We start from the raw sequence: 1,025 nt of genomic DNA on the forward strand, positions 1-1,025 counted from the left end.
AAATCCTGGAAGGTTCCGCCGCCGACCCAGCACACCAGCCCCGGCCGACCATGTCGGCATCAACCTCCCCGAAACAAGAACAGCCACGCTAAGCGCCAAGTGACTCCATACAGCTTGACATTTTTCGCTTGATCAGGAATTGACTGGCAACGACAAGCAGATCACGGAGCTGGTCAAGGTCAGCGAAGCTGCGCCTCTGCTGGAAGTGAAGGGCTTCGATGCCGTCACCGCCGCCACGTGCCTGGCCGTCTGGTCCCACCAGGGGCGGGTCCATTCGGAAGCCGCGTACGCTTCCCTCGCCAGGGTCAACCCGTTATCGGCCTCGTCCGGCAACACGGTCCGTCACCGACTAAACCGAGGCTGTGTGTGATCGACTATCTGTAGGCCGTTTCAGCCAGGAATTTGAGCCATGTTGGTGACCCGTTTCAGGCCAAAAGAGCGGTAAGAATTAGGCCAGTCATTTCATCCCGGAATCAGGTTTCGGGGGCGCAAGCCACTGCACAGGAGTACCTGCTGGGTGATCGAGGCGCCGGTCATCAGCGGCGCTGCGAGGACAAGTGCCCATGAAACGGTCTGCCATGCGCCTAGTTCACGGGCCAGGAGGCCGCCTTCCGCGTAGCCGAACGCTGCCGCTATCACGGCCGCGAACAGGAGCAGATCGGCCCAAGTCAGATTCCCGAAGCCCCCGCCCTGCAATGCGGCGAAGAACACCGCCGCTGCCGCCCCGAGGCCGACGACCCCCCAGAACGCTTTCGAGGGTCGTTCCTTCACCCGCAAGATGACCGTGATCGACGTCGCGGCCGGCAGGCGAGCCACGGCGCGGTCGTGATCTTCCTGCTGCCGTCGACGAACAGGGCAAGGTGAGAAGATAACATGAGAGAATTCCTAGCAATACAGACTCTTGTGACATATCCGTGGGCGTGACCTGCGCGCCTTAACGACCACACGCCGCTTTCTACCTAGGATTTTTGACTGTCAAAGGTACAAAAATCGAGGTTGGAAAACGGCGTGCAGAAATCAAGCAT

At 60.0% G+C, this 1,025-nt stretch carries 1 protein-coding gene and 1 pseudogene; one reads left to right on the forward strand and one right to left on the reverse strand.

All coding sequences use genetic code 11. From position 1 onward, the window contains the following. Positions 1 to 145: 145 nt before the first annotated feature. Positions 146 to 361 (forward strand): annotated as a pseudogene (locus QMG52_RS21740) (transposase); the annotation flags it as partial. A gap of 101 nt (positions 362 to 462) precedes the next feature. On the opposite strand, the gene QMG52_RS21745 reads toward QMG52_RS21740, so the two are convergent. Next, positions 463 to 816 (reverse strand): hypothetical protein, encoded by a 354-nt coding sequence (locus tag QMG52_RS21745; RefSeq protein ID WP_283562480.1) that lies wholly within the window; start codon positions 814 to 816, stop codon positions 463 to 465. Positions 817 to 1,025 lie beyond the last annotated feature (209 nt).

The organism is Paenarthrobacter sp. PH39-S1 (assembly GCF_030063245.1).
Taxonomy (GTDB): domain Bacteria; phylum Actinomycetota; class Actinomycetes; order Actinomycetales; family Micrococcaceae; genus Arthrobacter_M.